This window comes from Haemophilus parainfluenzae, assembly GCF_003252725.1.
GTDB lineage: Bacteria > Pseudomonadota > Gammaproteobacteria > Enterobacterales > Pasteurellaceae > Haemophilus_D > Haemophilus_D parainfluenzae_L.
Genome location: NZ_QEPO01000004.1, coordinates 62,943 through 80,300 on the forward strand (window position 1 = coordinate 62,943; position 17,358 = coordinate 80,300).

The following is a 17,358-nucleotide window of genomic DNA, read 5'->3' on the forward strand; positions in this document are numbered from 1 at the left end:
AATTAGGAAAATTTAAGAATGAAGAAATTGATTCACGCGTTCAAGCACGGCTTTTCTCACGTTATCTTTTTCAAAAAGAATTTCATGTTTTGCTTGAGGTACAAGCATAGATTCTGCATGCGGAAAAAGTGCGGTCAATTTTTCAAGGTTTTTGTTATCCACAATTTTTTCCTTTTCCGCTTGTAGGATAAGTACAGGTGTTTCTACTCTTGGAATAATTTTAGGGAGCGCTTTGATTGCATTTAAACACAAATGTACCCAACGGAATGTCGGGCCGCCTAAGTGAATAGCAGCGCGTTTTCGATTAACTCGGTTCATCCATTTCATTCGCGTTTTAGAATGGCTAAGTTCATTAAGGTCTAAATCTGCCGGTTTGTAATGTCCTTTACCAAAAACATAGCGATGACCTTGACCAAATGCCATCATCGTTGCAATGATAACTTCATCTCGTAACGGATGTTTCATGGGAACACCAAAGAAAGGCGAAGAAAGTACGGCCTTTTTAATATGATGATCATAATTGGCCAGGTAATAGGTGGAAATCAAAGCACCGAGGGAGTGTGCGAGAATATATTGCGCTTGATAAGCATAAAGTGCGGTCGTTTTTTCAATGATTTTTGCCATATCATCAATATAAAAACGAAACTCATCTAAATGCCCTTTTTGAGGAATAATACGCTGTGAATAGCCTTGTCCTCGGTGATCGAAAAGTAAAACATCATAACCTTGTTGATAAAAATCATAAGCCAACTCAGTCCATTTCAGCATATTTTCTGCTCGACCATTCACCAAAATCATCAATTTTCTGACCGCACTTTCAGGCTGAACCAAATGACGATAAGCTAATTTAATATTTCGTTCGCCAGAAAGATATTGCGTCGGAAATTGCTCAAAAAAAGGCAATAACTCTGCAAGAGCAAATTGATGAAAATGAGGTTCTCTGATCATAATTTTTTAACAAAAAATAGTGTAGGGATAGTAATAACAGATATGATGATATAAGGTATTTTTAATTCGATCCAAGCATAGTGAAATAAGCTTGAAAGCTCAAGTGTATTTCCTAAATCAGTACTATCAAAGGTGATAAAAACTGAACCCAATAGCCATAAAAGCCCAAGCCACAAACAACCGATAATAAAGTAAGATAATTTCTGAGAAAAAATAAAAGGAAACAATGCTAAAAACGCAACAGTTATCGTTGTAAATAATATATTAAACGTATATTCACAACGTGCTTCATACAAAAATTCACCCGTGTAATTTTGGCATGTTGTTGCAAAGGTTTCAGGATAACCAAGGCGTGAGACAAACCAATATTGCAAAAGAAATGTCATTAAAGAAATTGTAATAAAAACAAAGATAGATCGTAGCATATTATCTTTTTTAGTAATGAAAAGGGCGTAGTAAATACGCCCTTTGTAGTGAAAGTAAACTTATGCCACCAATTGTTTTAAGATACGACGAACTGGCTCTGCAGCACCCCATAATAATTGGTCACCTACAGTGAATGCTGCTAAGTATTCTGGACCCATTGCCAATTTACGTAAACGACCAACCGGTACGCTTAATGTACCTGTTACTTTAGCTGGGGTTAATTCACGTAATGTGGTTTCTTTGTCATTTGGAATCACTTTCACCCATTCGTTGTGAGACGCTAAAATTTGTTCAATTTCTTCTAATGGTAAGTCTTTTTTCAGTTTGATAGTAAATGCTTGGCTGTGGCAACGTAATGCACCGATACGTACGCATAAACCATCCACAGGAATTGGATTGTCGCTTAAACCTAAGATTTTATTGGTTTCTGCATAGCCTTTCCATTCTTCTTTAGTTTGTCCTGTTTCAGGGAGAAGTTTGTCAATCCAAGGGATTAAGCTACCACCTAATGCTGCGCCGAAGTTATCCGTTGGGAAACTATCAGAACGCATTTCTGCTGTCACTTTACGTTCAATATCTAAAATTGACGAAGCAGGGTCTTTTAATTCGCTTGAAACCGCTTGTTCTAACAAGCCCATTTGTGAAATCAATTCACGCATATTTTTTGCGCCCGCACCTGAAGCCGCTTGGTAAGTTGCGACAGATACCCATTCCACTAAATCTTTTTCAAATAAACCACCGATAGCCATTAACATTAAGCTCACGGTACAGTTACCACCCACGAAAGTTTTAATGCCTTTTTTCAAGCCTTCAGAAATCACGTGTTGGTTTACCGGATCAAGCACGATAATTGCATCATCTTTCATACGTAGCGCAGAAGCGGCATCAACCCAATAACCATCCCAACCTGTTGCTTTTAATTTTGGATAAACTTCATTGGTATAGTCGCCACCTTGACAGGTCACGATAATGTCTAATTTTTTAAGTTCTTCAATGTCGAATGCACTTTTAAGTTCACCCGCCTTTTTGCCTGCGAATACAGGGGCTTTTTGACCTGCTTGAGAAGTGGTGAAGAAAACTGGATTAATATTGGCAAAATCTTGCTCTTGCACCATACGATCCATTAATACGGAACCGACCATTCCGCGCCAACCGATAAAACCGACGTTTTTCATGAGTTTTTCCTTATTTTATGTTGTGTTGAATGGGTCTATTAATTACAGGCTTTATGCTACAAAATCAAGTTTTTTTAAAAAAAATGAGACTTTGTTTAATTTTTCTCAATAAAAAATCCCCTTTCGGGGATTTATTGATTATTTATCTGCTTTTTTCGTGGTTTTCTTTACCGTTTTTTTTGGCTCAGATTTACCTTCAGATTTGACCGCACTTTTCTTTGTCGTAGTAGACTTTGTAGTCTTCTCTTTTGTTGTTGCGGATTTAGTTGCTTTTTTCTTTGGCTTTTCAGCTAAATTTGCCGCTTTCCATTCTTCAAATTTTTCAAGTAACACTTTACCCATTGGGCTTGGATCACCAGTAAATAAGGTTTGTAAGCCATTATTCTCAATGATATGACGACGAAGTTCTAAACGTTCTTGATGGTTTTCTGCTAAACGAATTGCACGTTCAACATATTCATCTACCGTATTCGCAATTAACCATTCCGGTAAACCTAAACGTTTAAACAAACCTTCATCAATATGTTCGTGGACTTCTGCACCCGTTTTACATACGCCCACTAAACCTAATGTCACCATATCAATAATGCCGTTGGTGTTACCAAATGGGAATGGGTTTACCATCATATCGCAGTTATGCAAAATACGAAGATATTGATCATAAGGCGCATGTGGATGAGCTGTCGCATCATTGCCTAAATAAGATTTAATAAAACGCTCAACATAAGGATGAGTCACACCACTAGATTGGCCTAATGCAAAGTGGAAATGCACTTTCACCTTAGCACGATCACGAATAGCCTTTAATGCAGCCAAGAAATAGGGATTAAGCTTCATTGTAGTAGAAGCAATACCAATATTCACCACTTCAGGATTTTCACGTAAGCGATATTCTACGTGTTGCGGTGCAAGCGCTGAAGGCACATAAGGTAAGGCATCTTTTGGTAAACGCAATAATTGCTCACTGAAGCATTTTTCAGACCCCACATAATCATCTTCTACAATCACATATTCAATAAAATCAGAATGTGTCGTAGCAGGGTGGCCTAAAGCAATCACTTGAACCGGTGCAAGACGCGTGTTACTTGCAAAAATAGTGGTTAAATCCATCCCAATACTTGGCATATAAAGAACGGCTGCACCATTTTTTTCACAAATCTCTTTTAATTCATTCAATTTACCAAAAATATTATCACCTTTTAATAAATGGAATTCATCAAACACCGCTTGACCTGCTGCATCTACAGCTTCATTACCCACACCAATTAAATGAAAACGCTCACGCGCAGCAATCATTGAGGTGGAATGCGTACGGTAAATTGAATGAGATGAATGGAAATGCTCCAATAATACGACCATGACTGGTTTGCCATCACGTTCACCTAATTTAGTAACATCGCGATCAGTCCATCCACCTTGCAATAAATGACGGCGAATAACTTGGTTTAATGCTTTTTTCACCCAGTGTTTATTTTCAGCAATATCGTAGCTGCAATGCATATACACATCGTGTGAAATTGCACTTGGCACATTATTTAAGTTTTCAATCGTCGCTAATTTTTCAGGGAACCATTGTAAAAGCGTACCACGCTTAGAAAACGATTGTTCTGTACCAATAAAACGTGGTGATTGCAACGCAAAACAAAGCGATGCGCATAACTCTGGATCTAAATTCCATAAAGCATCAAGATTAACATTCACATTAGATTCTGGCAGATAGAAAATACAGAATTTAATTAATGATGATCTCGTATTATCTAAATGGAAATCGGATAAATTGGTTTTATCTGGATTGCGGTTATAAGCTTGTAAAACATGATCCGCATTCACAAATGGTGATGACGCAAAAATCATATTAATCCAACGTTGTAAGGTAAAGAAACGTTGTGCACCACCTTCAGAAATATCTAATTTAGGATCAGAAAATAGCTCGCTCATTGCTACCGCTACACGGGTACAAAAATGCTTAATTTTATCTTGTACTAATTCATCATTTAATTGACTGGGATAATCAATTTCAATGCCTTCAACGCCACCAAAATTAGTATCTATTTTGCTTAAAATATCGAGCAATTCTACGCAAGCTGCTTCATAATTTTTTGCTGCAACTTCTTGTTCAAAACGGATAACACTTGGTTGTTTTTGTGTTTCTGCCATTTCTAAATTCCTTTGGTAAAAAATAAATAAGATTAATAATTAACAGGTTCCCCACAGATCATATTCATCTGAATGGGTAATGGTTACTTTAATAAACTCGCCTACTTTCACAGGCGTGCCACTTAGATTTTCAATATAAACTAAGCCATCAACTTCTGGTGCATCAGCTTTTGTACGCCCGATAATACCTTCGTCATCAATTTCATCCACAATTACATCAAGCGTTTGGCCAATTTTTTGTTTTAATCGTTCAGCCGAAATTTCTTGTTGTAACTGCATAAAGCGATGGAAACGTTCTTCTTTTACATCTTCAGGCACTTGGTCAGCCATTTCAGTTGCAGGAGCGCCTTCTACTGGGCTAAATTTGAAACAGCCCACACGATCAAGTTGTGCTTCTTTTAAGAAATCCAATAACATTTGGAAATCTTCTTCTGTTTCACCTGGGAAACCTACAATGAAAGTTGAACGCAAGGTTAAATCCGGACAAATCTCACGCCATTGCTTGATACGCTCTAAAGTGCGGTCAATTTTTCCTGGTCTTTTCATCGCTTTTAAAATTTTTGGACTCGCGTGTTGCAATGGAATATCCAAATAAGGCAACAATAAACCTTCCGCCATTAATGGAATTAAATCATCCACGTGCGGATAAGGATAAACGTAATGTAAACGCACCCAAATGCCTAATTTTCCAAGCTGTTTGCACAAGGTTATTAAGTCATTCTTAATTGGCATACCATTCCAGAAAGCGGTTTTAACCCCACCTTCTTTGCGTTGTGTATCCATCGCATAAGCAGAAGTATCTTGTGAAACAACCAATAACTCTTTCACACCCGCATCAGCAAGACGTTTTGCTTCATCCAATACTTGCGTGATAGAGCGGCTTTCTAAATCCCCACGTAATGAAGGGATTATACAGAATGTACAACGATGATCACAGCCTTCTGAGATTTTCAAATAAGCATAGTGTTTTGGTGTTAATTTCACCCCTTGTTTTGGTACAAGGCTGGTGTAAGGATTATGCTCTGGTTTTGGTACATATTTATGTACTTGTGCCATGACTGTTTCATAACTGTGCGGACCGCTCACTTCCAATACTTTCGGGTGAACTTGGCGAATTTGATCTTCTTTCGCCCCTAAACAGCCGGTCACAATCACACGTCCGTTTTCTTCCAACGCCTCTCCAATGGCTTCTAGGGATTCCTGCACGGCACTATCAATAAAGCCGCAAGTATTCACAATGACCAAGTCCACATTTTCATAACTTGGCACAATGTTATACCCGTCAGTACGTAATTCAGTCAGAATACGTTCGGAATCCACTAAATTTTTAGGACACCCTAAACTTACAAAGCCAATATTCGGCGTTGATTTTTGCATAAATTTATTCTCAGCTATCATCATCTTTCAAGACTTTAGATTTTACTCAATTTCAAGCAGAAAGGCGATAAATTAAAGGTAAATTGATTGTAAATTTGCCCATTAAAGTCCTTTTTTCAGGTAGAATAACGCCCGTTTTTTTATTTACTTATATTCATTATTAACATGGAAAATTCTTTTCTTTTTTCGACCGCTCTTGAACAGACGGCTTACTTACTTATACTAGGGAAAATGCTACTCGCACTTGTACTTGGCGGGATTATTGGCTTAGAGCGTGAACTTAAACACAAACCGGTTGGCGTTAAAACCTGTGCCATTATTGCGGTGACAACTTGTGTGCTGACGATTGTATCTATTCAAGCTGCAGAACATTACGCGCAAGTTTCAGATAATATTCGAACGGACCCTATGCGACTTGCCGCACAAGTAATCAGTGGCATTGGTTTCTTAGGTGCGGGTGTTATTTTACATAAGAAAAATGATGCCATTTCAGGCTTAACCACAGCTGCCATTATTTGGGCTGCGGCGGCTATCGGTGTGGCAACAGGTGCAGGCTTTATTTTTGATGCCATTATTGCCACTTTAATGATTTTAATCGCCATCCGTATTAGCCCGATTGTACAACGTTATGTTCGTCGTAAAACCTATAAAAAACGTACTCGCTTGGCTATTCAACTAAGTTCTGCGAACGGCATCAGTAAAGTGACAGATTTATTACTGAAACATAATTACCGCATTGAAAATATTTCGGTAAAAGACCAAGCAAGTGGCGAAGTTCGCTTGCAAGTACGATGCTACAACATTGATAATGAAATGCTAAAAGATGTCTATACGCTATTAAAAACAGAAGATGAAGTACTGAGTGTGGATGTAGAAAATTAAAATCAGCTTAAAATAACACATTACTTCTATCGTAAAACCTATACTTGCTAGACAAAAAGTTAAACACTTAAACTGGATAACGTCATGAATTTACAAGATAATTTCGAGCAGCATACGCCGATGATGCAGCAATATCTCAAGTTAAAAGCAGAAAATCCTGACATTTTGTTATTTTATCGAATGGGGGATTTTTATGAGCTTTTTTATGATGATGCAAAAAAAGCGGCGGCGCTGTTAGATATTTCTTTAACGAAACGTGGACAATCAGCAGGTAATCCAATTCCCATGGCTGGCGTGCCTTATCATGCGGTAGAAGGTTATTTAGCAAAATTAGTGCAATTAGGTGAACCTGTAGCCATTTGTGAGCAAGTGGGTGATCCCGCCACGTCAAAAGGGCCGGTTGAACGCAAAATTGTACGAATTGTGACACCAGGTACAGTGAGTGATGAAGCCCTTTTGCCAGAACGCCAAGATAACTTAATTGTGGCGGTTTATCAGGAAAAAGAAAAATTTGGTCTAGCCACATTAGACATGACATCTGGACGTTTTCAGCTTTGTGAACCTCATTCAAAAGAAGCCTTGCAAGCTGAATTACAGCGTATTAATCCTGTAGAATTACTTTATTGTGAAGATTTTGCTGAAATGGCCATTATCGAACATTATAAAGGATTACGTCGTCGTCCAATTTGGGAATTTGAACTCAGTACGGCGATTTCAGAACTTAATCGTCAATTTGGTACAAAAGATTTACGTGCATTTGATGTAGAAAAATCACCTCTTGGCTTGGCAGCAGCAGGTTGTTTATTGCAATATGCAAAAGAAACACAACGAGCTTCTCTGCCACATATTCAAAGTATTAGTGTTATTCAAAATAACGATAATATTCAATTAGATGCCGCAACACGCCGAAATTTAGAACTCACTCAAAATCTTGCGGGTGGTACAGAAAACACACTGGCTTCGGTATTAGATAAATGTGTTACCCCAATGGGTAGCCGTTTGTTAAAACGTTGGATTCATCAGCCTATCCGTCAAACAGACATTCTATTAAAACGCCAAAAAACCATTGGTGAAATTATTGAGCAAGATTTATATCACGAATTGCAGCCTTATTTGCAACAAGTGGGGGATATGGAACGGATTCTTGCTCGTGTAGCACTGCGTTCTGCGCGTCCTCGAGATCTCACGCGTTTACGTACTGCATTAGAACAAATTGAACCGATAAAATCGCTAATTCATACAAAAACATCGTCAAATTTGACCGTACTTTCCGCACAAATTGATGATTTTTCCACGCAAATAGTGTTACTTCAAAAAGCAATTATTGAAACTCCTCCGTTATTAATTCGCGATGGTGGCGTTATTGCTGAAGGCTATAATGCAGAATTAGATGAATGGCGAACCCTTTCCGCTGGCGCAACACAATATTTAGAAAATTTAGAACAACGTGAACGAGAAAGTACTGGCATTGATACCTTAAAAATAGGCTTTAATGCGGTGCATGGTTATTACATTCAAATTAGCCAAGGGCAAGCTCATAAAGCACCGATTCATTATGTTCGCCGTCAAACTTTAAAAAATGCCGAGCGCTATATTATTCCTGAATTAAAAGAATACGAAGATAAGGTTTTAAAATCAAAAGGGGCGGCGCTTGCTTTAGAAAAGCAACTTTATGATGAATTATTTGATTTATTATTGCCACATTTAGGTAAATTGCAGTTAGCGAGCTTGGCATTATCTGAATTGGATGTGTTGGTTAATTTAGCAGAGCGAGCAGAAACCTTAAATTATGTTGCACCGCAATTTAGCGATGAAATTGGCGTAAAAATTGAAAATGGTCGTCATCCTGTGGTGGAACAAGTCTTAAAAGACCCCTTTATTGCTAACCCTGTTAATCTCAATCAGCAGCGTCATTTACTGATTATTACTGGCCCCAATATGGGCGGTAAAAGTACCTATATGCGTCAAACGGCTTTAATTACGTTAATGGCCTATATAGGAAGTTTTGTGCCGGCTGATAGCGCGATTATCGGGCAAATTGATCGTATTTTTACTCGAATTGGTGCCTCTGATGATTTAGCCTCGGGTCGTTCTACATTTATGGTAGAAATGACCGAAATGGCCAATATTCTTCATCAAGCCACTTCACAAAGTTTAGTTCTGATTGATGAAATTGGACGAGGGACGTCTACTTATGATGGGCTTTCTTTAGCTTGGGCTTGTGCTGAATGGTTGGCGAAGAAAATTCGTTCACTTACGTTATTTGCGACCCATTATTTTGAACTCACCGCACTGCCAGAACAAATTGAAGGCATTGCTAATATTCATTTAGATGCATTAGAACATAACAATACCATCGCCTTTATGCATGCGGTTCAAGACGGGGCTGCAAGTAAAAGTTATGGTCTTGCTGTTGCAGCGCTGGCAGGTGTACCTCAATCTGTCATTAAACTAGCGAAGCAAAAATTACATCAATTAGAAAAATTGTCGGCACAAAATGGTGATCAACAAATTCAACATTTAAGAGCGTTAAATCAACATCAAGGTGAATTGGCTTTTGAAGCGGAACCAGATGCTTTACGCGAAGCCATTGAGCAGCTTGATCCAGATGAATTAAGTCCAAAACAAGCCTTAGCTTATCTGTATCAATTGAAGAAAATGCTGTAAGAAATAAAAAGAGCGGTCAAAAAATTCGTTGTTTTTTATGACCGCTCTTTTATTTTCACTAATTTCTTAAAATTTCATAGATTTCAGAATCTTTTCTATCAAGATAATGGATGGATTGAATTTTACGGATAGTGCGTGATTTACCACGGATTAATAAGGTTTCAGTGGTAGCTAAGTTGCCACGACGAGAAATCCCTTTGAGTAATTCACCGTGCGTAATTCCCGTTGCGGCAAAAACAAGGTTATCATCACGCACTAAATCTTCTAATTTTAAGACTTCATTGACCTTCACACCTAAGGCTTCACAACGTTGAACTTCTTCAGCGGCAATTTTACGATTTTCTTCCGTATCGCCTTTCACTTTATTGCGTGGAATAAGACGAGCTTGCATATCTCCACCTAATGCTCGAATTGCAGCGGCGGCTGCCACACCTTCAGGTGCACCGCCAATGCCATAAACCATATCCACTTCAGCATCAGGTAAGCAACATAAAACCGAAGCCGCCACATCACCATCCGGAATAGCCATCACGCGAATACCAAGATTATGCATTTGTTTAATCACTTCATCATGACGTGGTTTAGCGAGCACCATCACGGTTAAATCCGATAAGGATTTACCTAAACGAGAAGCCACACGGCGAAGGTTTTGTTCAATCGGTAAACTTAAATCGATCATGCCTTTCACTTCAGGGCCGACGACCAATTTTTCCATATACATATCGGGTGCTTTTAAGAAGGTACGTTTACCACCAGCTGCCAACACAGAAATGGCATTTGATTGACCCATTGCAGTCATTCTTGTGCCATCAATCGGATCAACCGCAATAGAAACGAGCTCACCATTACCTGAGCCCACTTTTTCGCCAATATAAAGCATTGGTGCTTCGTCAATTTCTCCTTCACCAATCACAATTTCACCGTCCATATGGATTAAATTCAGCATATAACGCATGGCTTTGACCGCCGCCTCATCTGCCGCATTTTTATTACCACGTCCAAGCCAAGTATAAGCCGCTAATGCAGCTGCTTCAGTTACTCTTGAAAATTCAATAGCTAATGCACGATTCATTTTTCTCTCCCAATGCAAAAAGTCTCGCTATTTTATCACTAAGCAAACGTTTGCATAATAAATTTTGACAAGAGGCTTTTAAAAATAGGATTAAGTGGGTAGAATAAAGCCGTTTCGGACTTATTTTAAAAAAGGAAATCACTATGTCTTTAGAAATTTTAGATCAGCTTGAAGAAAAAATTAGACAAGCAGTAGAAACCATTCAATTACTTCAACTTGAAGTAGAAGAGTTAAAAGAACAAAAAAATCAATCTCAACAAGCGGTAGAAGCGTTGCAACATGAAAACGAGCAACTTAGAAATGAACACCGCAACTGGCAAGAACACATTCGTTCATTGTTAGGTAAATTCGACAACGTATAATGACTATAAAGGCTTAGAAAATCTAAGCCTTTTTTCTTATTAGGAAACAATATGAATATTTGCGTGATTTCAGGCAGCACATTAGGTAGCGCTGAATATGTGGCGGAGCATTTAGAAGATGTGTTAAAAAAACAAGATTTTTCTACCGCACTTTTCCACGGACCAGAACTTGATGATGTGATTGATGAAAATATTTGGTTGATTGTCACTTCAACACATGGTGCAGGTGAATTGCCTGATAATTTGAAACCACTCTTTGAACAAATTGCAGCATCAGATAAAGATTTATCTTCTCTCCGCTTTGCCGTTGTAGGCTTAGGCAATTCAGATTACGATACATTCTGTCATGCCGTGAATAAAGTTGAAACACAATTAAATGAAAAAAGTGCGGTCAAAATTTGCGACAGTTTAAAAATCGATGTCTTACATGTTGATGATCAAGAACAATTTGCGGAAGATTGGCTACCACAATTTATAAATGCACTTTAGTCATAATAAAGCGATAATTTGAGTTATCGCTTTTTCTTTATCCATTATCAAAAAAAACACCTGTGGATAACTTTAATAAAACCTGTCAAAAACTTGTTCTTTTCCACTGAGTAAATATGATGATTGTTTTATCTGTGGATAAAATTGAAGGTTATCCACAAGAAAACACCTCCAAACAGACGACATTTCAACACAGTCTAAAATGATCTAACTTCTTCATTTAAAAAAGGAAAAGGATCTTATTCACAAGGTAAAAGGATCCTAATAGTAACAATAATAAGATCTTTATATATAAATAGATCTTATCTTTATTACCTCTCACTCTTATCTCATCACTGATTGAATTCTTGCTTTCAAGCACACGTAATTTTCAGTAGAATAGCGCCTATTTTTAGATCGAAGATCAAATTGAATACGAAGAGAGAGATATGTTTTACACCGAAAATTATGATGTGATCGTTGTGGGTGGCGGTCATGCCGGTACAGAAGCCGCATTGGCTCCGGCACGCATGGGATTAAAAACCCTATTATTGACACATAATGTTGATACCCTTGGACAAATGTCATGTAACCCCGCTATTGGTGGTATTGGTAAAGGCCATTTAGTGAAAGAAGTGGATGCGATGGGCGGCTTAATGGCGCATGCTGCAGATAAGGCGGGTATTCAATTTCGTACTTTAAACAGCAGTAAAGGGCCTGCTGTACGTGCAACTCGTGCTCAAGCTGACCGCGTGTTATATCGCCAAGCCGTACGCATCGCACTTGAAAACCAACCAAATTTAGATATTTTCCAACAAGAAGTAACCGATATTTTAATTGAGCAAGATCGCGTTTGTGGTGTGGAAACCAAAATGGGGCTTAAATTCCGTGCTAAATCGGTCATTTTAACTGCCGGTACTTTCTTAGCGGGTAAGATCCATATTGGTTTAGAACATTATGAAGGTGGCCGAGCTGGTGATCCGGCATCTGTTACACTTTCTCATCGTTTACGTGATCTGAATTTACGTGTTGATCGTTTAAAAACGGGTACGCCACCGCGTATTGATGCACGCACGATCAATTTTGATATATTGGCTAAACAACATGGTGATGCTGTATTACCTGTATTTTCTTTTATGGGATCGATATCTGATCACCCGCAACAAATTCCTTGTTATATCACCCATACCAATGAGCAAACCCATGAAGTGATCCGTAATAACTTGGATCGCAGTCCAATGTATACCGGAGTAATTGAAGGGATTGGTCCACGTTATTGCCCATCCATTGAAGATAAAGTGATGCGTTTTGCGGATCGTAATTCACATCAAATTTATTTGGAACCAGAAGGCTTAACCAGTAATGAAGTGTATCCAAACGGGATCTCTACTAGTTTGCCGTTTGACGTACAAATGGGCATTGTGAATTCCATGAAAGGTTTGGAAAAAGCTCGCATCATTAAACCAGGTTATGCCATTGAATACGATTATTTTGATCCACGTGATTTAAAACCAACATTAGAAACTAAATCAATTTCAGGTTTATTCTTTGCGGGTCAAATTAACGGTACAACCGGTTATGAAGAAGCGGCGGCACAAGGCTTATTGGCGGGAATTAACGCAGGTCTTTACGTACAAGAGAAAGAGGTATGGTATCCACGTCGCGATCAATCTTATACTGGCGTATTGGTGGATGACCTTTGTACACTTGGTACCAAAGAACCATATCGCGTATTTACTTCTCGTGCAGAATACCGTTTGTTATTACGTGAAGATAATGCGGATATTCGTTTAACGCCAATTGCCCATGAATTAGGTTTGATTGATGAGGCTCGTTGGGCGCGCTTTAATCAAAAAATGGAAAATATTGAACAGGAACGCCAACGCTTACGCAGTATTTGGTTGCATCCACGTTCTGAATATTTAGAAGAAGCGAATAAAGTACTTGGTAGCCCGCTTGTGCGTGAAGCCAGCGGTGAAGATTTATTGCGCCGTCCAGAAATGACCTACGATATTTTAACTTCTTTAACGCCATACAAACCGGCAATGGAAGATAGAGAAGCCGTAGAACAAGTGGAAATTGCTATTAAGTATCAAGGCTATATTGAGCATCAACAAGAAGAAATTGAGAAACAAAAACGCCACGAAAATACGGCTATTCCGGCTAACTTTGATTACAGCAAAGTGTCTGGTTTATCTAATGAAGTACGTGCGAAGTTGGAACAGCATCGTCCAGTTTCCATTGGCCAAGCAAGCCGAATTTCAGGCGTTACTCCTGCAGCAATTTCAATTATTCTGGTGAATTTGAAAAAACAAGGTATGCTAAAACGTGGGGAGTAAACTTCTCAGGTATTGAAAGCAAAAGTGCGGTGAATTTTCATCGCACTTTTTTATATTACAAATTAAAAAGATGTAATTAGTGGGCTAAATTTTTGCTGAAATAAAAACACTAAGGATTTTAACCGCACTTTCAAGTAGAATGACGACAAACAGACAAGATAGATAGAAAAATGAAAGCAAAACTCGAAAATTTACTGGCTCAAGCAGAAATTCAATTAACCGATCTACAAAAAGATCAGCTGATTCAGTTGGTACAATTACTCCATAAATGGAACAAGGCTTATAATTTAACCTCTGTACGTGACCCACAAGAAATGTTAGTAAAACATATCTTGGATAGTATTGTTGTTAGCCCTTATTTACAAGGGGATCGTTTTATTGATGTAGGAACAGGCCCAGGCTTACCAGGACTGCCTTTGGCAATTATTAACCCCACTAAGCAATTTGTCTTGTTAGATAGCTTAGGCAAGCGCATTAGCTTCATTCGAAATGCAGTACGTGAGTTAGGACTAACAAATGTAGAACCTGTTCTTAGCCGCGTTGAGGAATACCAACCTGAACAAAAATTCGACGGTGTATTAAGTCGTGCATTTGCTTCGTTAAAAGATATGACAGATTGGTGTCATCATTTGCCAAAACAGGATGGATATTTTTATGCTTTAAAAGGTATTTATCACGAAGATGAAGTTCAAGAATTAGACAAAAAATTCGAAGTAAAAGACGTGATAACTTTGCATGTACCAGAGCTTATAGGTGAGCGACATTTAATCGTTTTACGATAAAACACACTTTTTTTATGACTATTTTGTTAATTATTTTTTAAAAGTGTGATTTGTTTAACATTTTTTAGTGGTTTAAAAGTTGAAACTCTTTGTAGCACGGGTATAATTAGGTAGTTTTTGTATTTTAAAAAATAAGATAATGTCTAAGGTTTTAACGCAGGCCAAAAATCGATATCAAAAAGCGATGATCATTGAATCAGTTTGTCTTGTTGTTTTTGGTTTGTTAGTTGCGCTTTGGCAAGGTGAAAGTGCGGTAGATTTTAGTTTAGGATTTATCTGTGCTTTTGTGCCATTTTGTGCTTTTGCTTATATTGTTTTTTTTCGCAAACAAGATTTCTCAACAAAATTAACGGCATTTTATCGTGGTGAAGCATTGAAATTTATGCTGACGATTGTGCTTGTGGGTGTGTCCTTTAAATGGCTTGCTATCTCACATTTTATTTTGTTTTTTGTTGGTTTTTTTACAGCATTAGCGTTGAATAATATTATTCCGTTTTTGTTAAATAGATCTTAATTTTTCTACAAAGGGTTGACTATGTCTGGACAAACAACTTCCGAATATATTAGTCACCACTTGTCTTTCTTGAAGACAGGTGATGGTTTCTGGAACGTTCACTTCGATACGCTTTTTTTCTCAATTGTATCGGCAGTGATTTTCTTGTTTATCTTTTCTCGTGTTGCAAAAAATGCTACGACAGGCGTACCAGGCAAAATGCAATGTTTGGTTGAAATTGTTGTAGGTTGGGTTGATGGCATTGTGAAAGAAAACTTTCATGGTCCGCGTAATGTGGTCGCACCAATTGCTTTAACCATTTTCTGCTGGGTATTCATTATGAATGCTATTGACTTAATCCCAGTTGATTTTCTTCCTCAATTTGCCGGTCTTTTTGGTATTCATTATTTAAGAGCAGTACCAACAGCAGATATCAGTGCAACATTAGGTATGTCAATCTGCGTATTCTTCCTTATTCTTTTCTATACAGTTAAATCAAAAGGTTTTGGTGGTTTAGTTAAAGAATATACACTCCACCCTTTTAATCATTGGGCGTTTATTCCTGTAAACTTTATTCTTGAAACCGTAACTTTATTAGCTAAACCTATTTCTCTTGCTTTCCGTCTTTTCGGTAATATGTATGCAGGGGAATTAATCTTTATTCTTATCGCTGTGATGTACTCTGCAAATGTGGCTATTGCAGCATTGGGAATTCCATTACACCTAGCTTGGGCTATTTTCCATATTTTGGTTATTACGTTACAAGCATTCATCTTTATGATGTTAACGGTGGTTTATTTAAGTATTGCTTATAACAAAGCAGAACATTAATTTTTTATTAACCGGCTCTAGGGCTAAACTTAACTTCTATCTATTGGAGAACATTATGGAAACTGTAATTACAGCGACAATCATTGGTGCATCAATTCTTCTTGCATTTGCTGCATTAGGTACTGCAATCGGCTTTGCGATCTTAGGTGGTAAATTCTTAGAATCATCTGCTCGCCAACCTGAATTAGCATCTAGCCTACAAACTAAAATGTTTATCGTGGCTGGTCTTTTGGATGCGATTGCAATGATTGCTGTTGGTATTTCATTACTTTTCATTTTCGCAAACCCATTCATCGGTTTATTACAATAATCACCTTATTTGCTTATCAACGTAAAACAAGCATAGTAAGGAGGACGTTGTGAATTTAAATGCAACATTGATTGGTCAACTTATTGCGTTCGCACTTTTCGTGTGGTTCTGCATGAAGTTTGTTTGGCCACCAATTATTAATGCGATTGAAACACGTCAAAGCCAAATTGCGAACGCGTTAGCGTCAGCTGAAGCAGCGAAAAAAGAGCAAGCAGATACTAAAAATCTTGTGGAACAAGAACTTCTATCTGCCAAAGTACAAGCTCAAGAAATTTTAGATGCTGCGAATAAACGTCGCAATGAAGTGTTAGACGAAGTGAAGGCAGAAGCCGAAGAACTGAAAGCAAAAATTATTGCTCAAGGTTATGCTGAAGTAGAAGCAGAACGTAAACGTGTTCAAGAAGAATTACGTGTTAAAGTAGCTTCATTAGCAGTGGCTGGTGCTGAGAAAATTGTGGGTCGTTCTATTGATGAAGCGGCAAACAATGACATTATTGATAAATTAGTTGCAGAGTTATAAGAGGCTTAGCTTATGTCAGAATTAACTACAATAGCTCGCCCTTATGCAAAAGCTGCATTCGACTTTGCCATTGAACAAAGTGCGGTTGAAAAATGGACTGAAATGTTAGGTTTTGCTGCAGCCGTAGCTGAAGATGAAACGGTAAAAGCTTACTTAAGTAGTTCTCTTTCTGCACAGAAATTAGCTGATACAGTAATTTCTATTTGTGGCGAACAATTGGATCAATATGGGCAAAATCTTATTCGGTTAATGGCTGAAAATAAGCGTTTGAGTGCGATTCCTACCGTGTTTGAAGAATTTAAACATTATGTGGAAGAACATCAAGCTATTGCAGAAGTTGAAGTAACTTCAGCACAACCATTGAATGCAACACAAATCGAAAAAATTGCAGCTGCAATGGAAAAAAGATTAGCTCGCAAAGTGAAATTAAATTGCAATGTAGATAGCTCACTGATTGCCGGTGTAGTGATTCGTACAGAAGATTTTGTGATTGATGGAAGTAGTCGTGGACAACTTGCTCGTCTCGCAAATGAGTTGCAATTATAAGAG

17 protein-coding genes are annotated in these 17,358 nt (G+C 38.0%); 11 read left to right on the forward strand and 6 right to left on the reverse strand.

All coding sequences use genetic code 11. The features are described from left to right. Positions 1 to 12: 12 nt before the first annotated feature. From DPV85_RS06165 to rimO, 5 genes are all read right to left on the reverse strand, one after another. On the reverse strand, positions 13 to 948 hold the full coding sequence (locus DPV85_RS06165) for an alpha/beta fold hydrolase (RefSeq protein WP_111327420.1): 936 nt from the start codon (positions 946 to 948) through the stop codon (positions 13 to 15). Continuing rightward, positions 945 to 1,322: a hypothetical protein gene (locus tag DPV85_RS06170; protein ID WP_243584666.1), complete on the reverse strand. Its 378-nt coding sequence runs from the start codon at positions 1,320 to 1,322 to the stop codon at positions 945 to 947. The genes DPV85_RS06165 and DPV85_RS06170 overlap by 4 nt, the downstream gene beginning before the upstream one ends. Positions 1,323 to 1,433: 111 nt before the next feature. Next, a complete protein-coding gene (gene asd, locus DPV85_RS06175; RefSeq protein WP_111327421.1) occupies positions 1,434 to 2,549 on the reverse strand; it encodes an aspartate-semialdehyde dehydrogenase in 1,116 nt (371 codons plus the stop codon). Between the two features lie 138 nt (positions 2,550 to 2,687). Further along, the gene (locus DPV85_RS06180; protein WP_111327422.1) at positions 2,688 to 4,706 is read right to left on the reverse strand and encodes a UDP-glucose:protein N-beta-glucosyltransferase; all 2,019 of its coding nucleotides are present in this window, start codon (positions 4,704 to 4,706) and stop codon (positions 2,688 to 2,690) included. A 39-nt stretch (positions 4,707 to 4,745) separates the two neighbouring features. Beyond that, positions 4,746 to 6,083 (reverse strand): 30S ribosomal protein S12 methylthiotransferase RimO, encoded by a 1,338-nt coding sequence (gene rimO, locus DPV85_RS06185; protein ID WP_111327423.1) that lies wholly within the window; start codon positions 6,081 to 6,083, stop codon positions 4,746 to 4,748. A gap of 165 nt (positions 6,084 to 6,248) precedes the next feature. On the opposite strand from rimO, the gene DPV85_RS06190 reads away from it, so the two are divergent. Both DPV85_RS06190 and mutS read left to right on the forward strand, forming a co-directional pair. Then, positions 6,249 to 6,965, forward strand: a complete 717-nt coding sequence (locus DPV85_RS06190) for an MgtC/SapB family protein (RefSeq protein WP_111327424.1) — start codon at positions 6,249 to 6,251, stop codon at positions 6,963 to 6,965. A gap of 84 nt (positions 6,966 to 7,049) precedes the next feature. Further along, the gene (gene mutS / locus DPV85_RS06195) at positions 7,050 to 9,632 is read left to right on the forward strand and encodes a DNA mismatch repair protein MutS (RefSeq protein ID WP_111327425.1); all 2,583 of its coding nucleotides are present in this window, start codon (positions 7,050 to 7,052) and stop codon (positions 9,630 to 9,632) included. A 58-nt stretch (positions 9,633 to 9,690) separates the two neighbouring features. Here mutS and glpX read toward each other — a convergent pair whose 3' ends face one another. Beyond that, the gene (glpX, locus tag DPV85_RS06200; RefSeq protein WP_111327426.1) at positions 9,691 to 10,704 is read right to left on the reverse strand and encodes a class II fructose-bisphosphatase; all 1,014 of its coding nucleotides are present in this window, start codon (positions 10,702 to 10,704) and stop codon (positions 9,691 to 9,693) included. Between the two features lie 143 nt (positions 10,705 to 10,847). Here glpX and DPV85_RS06205 point away from each other — a divergent pair, with 143 nt between their 5' ends. From DPV85_RS06205 to atpH, 9 genes are all read left to right on the forward strand, one after another. Continuing rightward, positions 10,848 to 11,066: a cell division protein ZapB gene (locus DPV85_RS06205; protein WP_014064476.1), complete on the forward strand. Its 219-nt coding sequence runs from the start codon at positions 10,848 to 10,850 to the stop codon at positions 11,064 to 11,066. A gap of 51 nt (positions 11,067 to 11,117) precedes the next feature. Then, positions 11,118 to 11,555: an FMN-binding protein MioC gene (gene mioC, locus DPV85_RS06210; protein WP_111327427.1), complete on the forward strand. Its 438-nt coding sequence runs from the start codon at positions 11,118 to 11,120 to the stop codon at positions 11,553 to 11,555. Positions 11,556 to 11,983: 428 nt separating this feature from the next. Then, positions 11,984 to 13,873, forward strand: a complete 1,890-nt coding sequence (gene mnmG / locus DPV85_RS06215) for a tRNA uridine-5-carboxymethylaminomethyl(34) synthesis enzyme MnmG (protein WP_111327428.1) — start codon at positions 11,984 to 11,986, stop codon at positions 13,871 to 13,873. Between the two features lie 170 nt (positions 13,874 to 14,043). Next, positions 14,044 to 14,655 (forward strand): 16S rRNA (guanine(527)-N(7))-methyltransferase RsmG, encoded by a 612-nt coding sequence (gene rsmG / locus DPV85_RS06220; RefSeq protein WP_111327429.1) that lies wholly within the window; start codon positions 14,044 to 14,046, stop codon positions 14,653 to 14,655. A 139-nt stretch (positions 14,656 to 14,794) separates the two neighbouring features. Next, the gene (locus DPV85_RS06225) at positions 14,795 to 15,169 is read left to right on the forward strand and encodes an ATP synthase subunit I (RefSeq protein ID WP_111327430.1); all 375 of its coding nucleotides are present in this window, start codon (positions 14,795 to 14,797) and stop codon (positions 15,167 to 15,169) included. Between the two features lie 21 nt (positions 15,170 to 15,190). After that, a complete protein-coding gene (atpB, locus tag DPV85_RS06230) occupies positions 15,191 to 15,979 on the forward strand; it encodes a F0F1 ATP synthase subunit A (protein ID WP_111327431.1) in 789 nt (262 codons plus the stop codon). Positions 15,980 to 16,034: 55 nt separating this feature from the next. Then, entirely contained in the window at positions 16,035 to 16,289 is a 255-nt protein-coding gene (atpE, locus tag DPV85_RS06235) for a F0F1 ATP synthase subunit C (RefSeq protein ID WP_005539567.1), read from the forward strand. Between the two features lie 49 nt (positions 16,290 to 16,338). Further along, positions 16,339 to 16,809 carry a F0F1 ATP synthase subunit B gene (gene atpF / locus DPV85_RS06240; protein ID WP_005699161.1) on the forward strand — a complete coding sequence of 157 codons (471 nt, stop codon included), beginning with the start codon at positions 16,339 to 16,341 and terminating at the stop codon, positions 16,807 to 16,809. Between the two features lie 12 nt (positions 16,810 to 16,821). Then, on the forward strand, positions 16,822 to 17,355 hold the full coding sequence (atpH, locus tag DPV85_RS06245) for a F0F1 ATP synthase subunit delta (RefSeq protein WP_014064468.1): 534 nt from the start codon (positions 16,822 to 16,824) through the stop codon (positions 17,353 to 17,355). Positions 17,356 to 17,358 lie beyond the last annotated feature (3 nt).

Bases quoted from the DNA above. Each gene is read 5' to 3' on its own strand.
- mutS (WP_111327425.1), top strand. From the start codon at position 7,050: ATGAATTTACAAGATAATTTCGAGCAGCATACGCCGATGATGCAGCAA.
- DPV85_RS06165 (WP_111327420.1), bottom strand. From the start codon at position 948: ATGATCAGAGAACCTCATTTTCATCAATTTGCTCTTGCAGAGTTATTG.
- DPV85_RS06180 (WP_111327422.1), bottom strand. From the start codon at position 4,706: ATGGCAGAAACACAAAAACAACCAAGTGTTATCCGTTTTGAACAAGAA.
- mnmG (WP_111327428.1), top strand. From the start codon at position 11,984: ATGTTTTACACCGAAAATTATGATGTGATCGTTGTGGGTGGCGGTCAT.
- rsmG (WP_111327429.1), top strand. From the start codon at position 14,044: ATGAAAGCAAAACTCGAAAATTTACTGGCTCAAGCAGAAATTCAATTA.
- atpB (WP_111327431.1), top strand. From the start codon at position 15,191: ATGTCTGGACAAACAACTTCCGAATATATTAGTCACCACTTGTCTTTC.
- atpE (WP_005539567.1), top strand. From the start codon at position 16,035: ATGGAAACTGTAATTACAGCGACAATCATTGGTGCATCAATTCTTCTT.
- rimO (WP_111327423.1), bottom strand. From the start codon at position 6,083: ATGCAAAAATCAACGCCGAATATTGGCTTTGTAAGTTTAGGGTGTCCT.
- DPV85_RS06225 (WP_111327430.1), top strand. From the start codon at position 14,795: ATGTCTAAGGTTTTAACGCAGGCCAAAAATCGATATCAAAAAGCGATG.
- DPV85_RS06190 (WP_111327424.1), top strand. From the start codon at position 6,249: ATGGAAAATTCTTTTCTTTTTTCGACCGCTCTTGAACAGACGGCTTAC.
- glpX (WP_111327426.1), bottom strand. From the start codon at position 10,704: ATGAATCGTGCATTAGCTATTGAATTTTCAAGAGTAACTGAAGCAGCT.
- DPV85_RS06205 (WP_014064476.1), top strand. From the start codon at position 10,848: ATGTCTTTAGAAATTTTAGATCAGCTTGAAGAAAAAATTAGACAAGCA.
- atpH (WP_014064468.1), top strand. From the start codon at position 16,822: ATGTCAGAATTAACTACAATAGCTCGCCCTTATGCAAAAGCTGCATTC.
- asd (WP_111327421.1), bottom strand. From the start codon at position 2,549: ATGAAAAACGTCGGTTTTATCGGTTGGCGCGGAATGGTCGGTTCCGTA.
- mioC (WP_111327427.1), top strand. From the start codon at position 11,118: ATGAATATTTGCGTGATTTCAGGCAGCACATTAGGTAGCGCTGAATAT.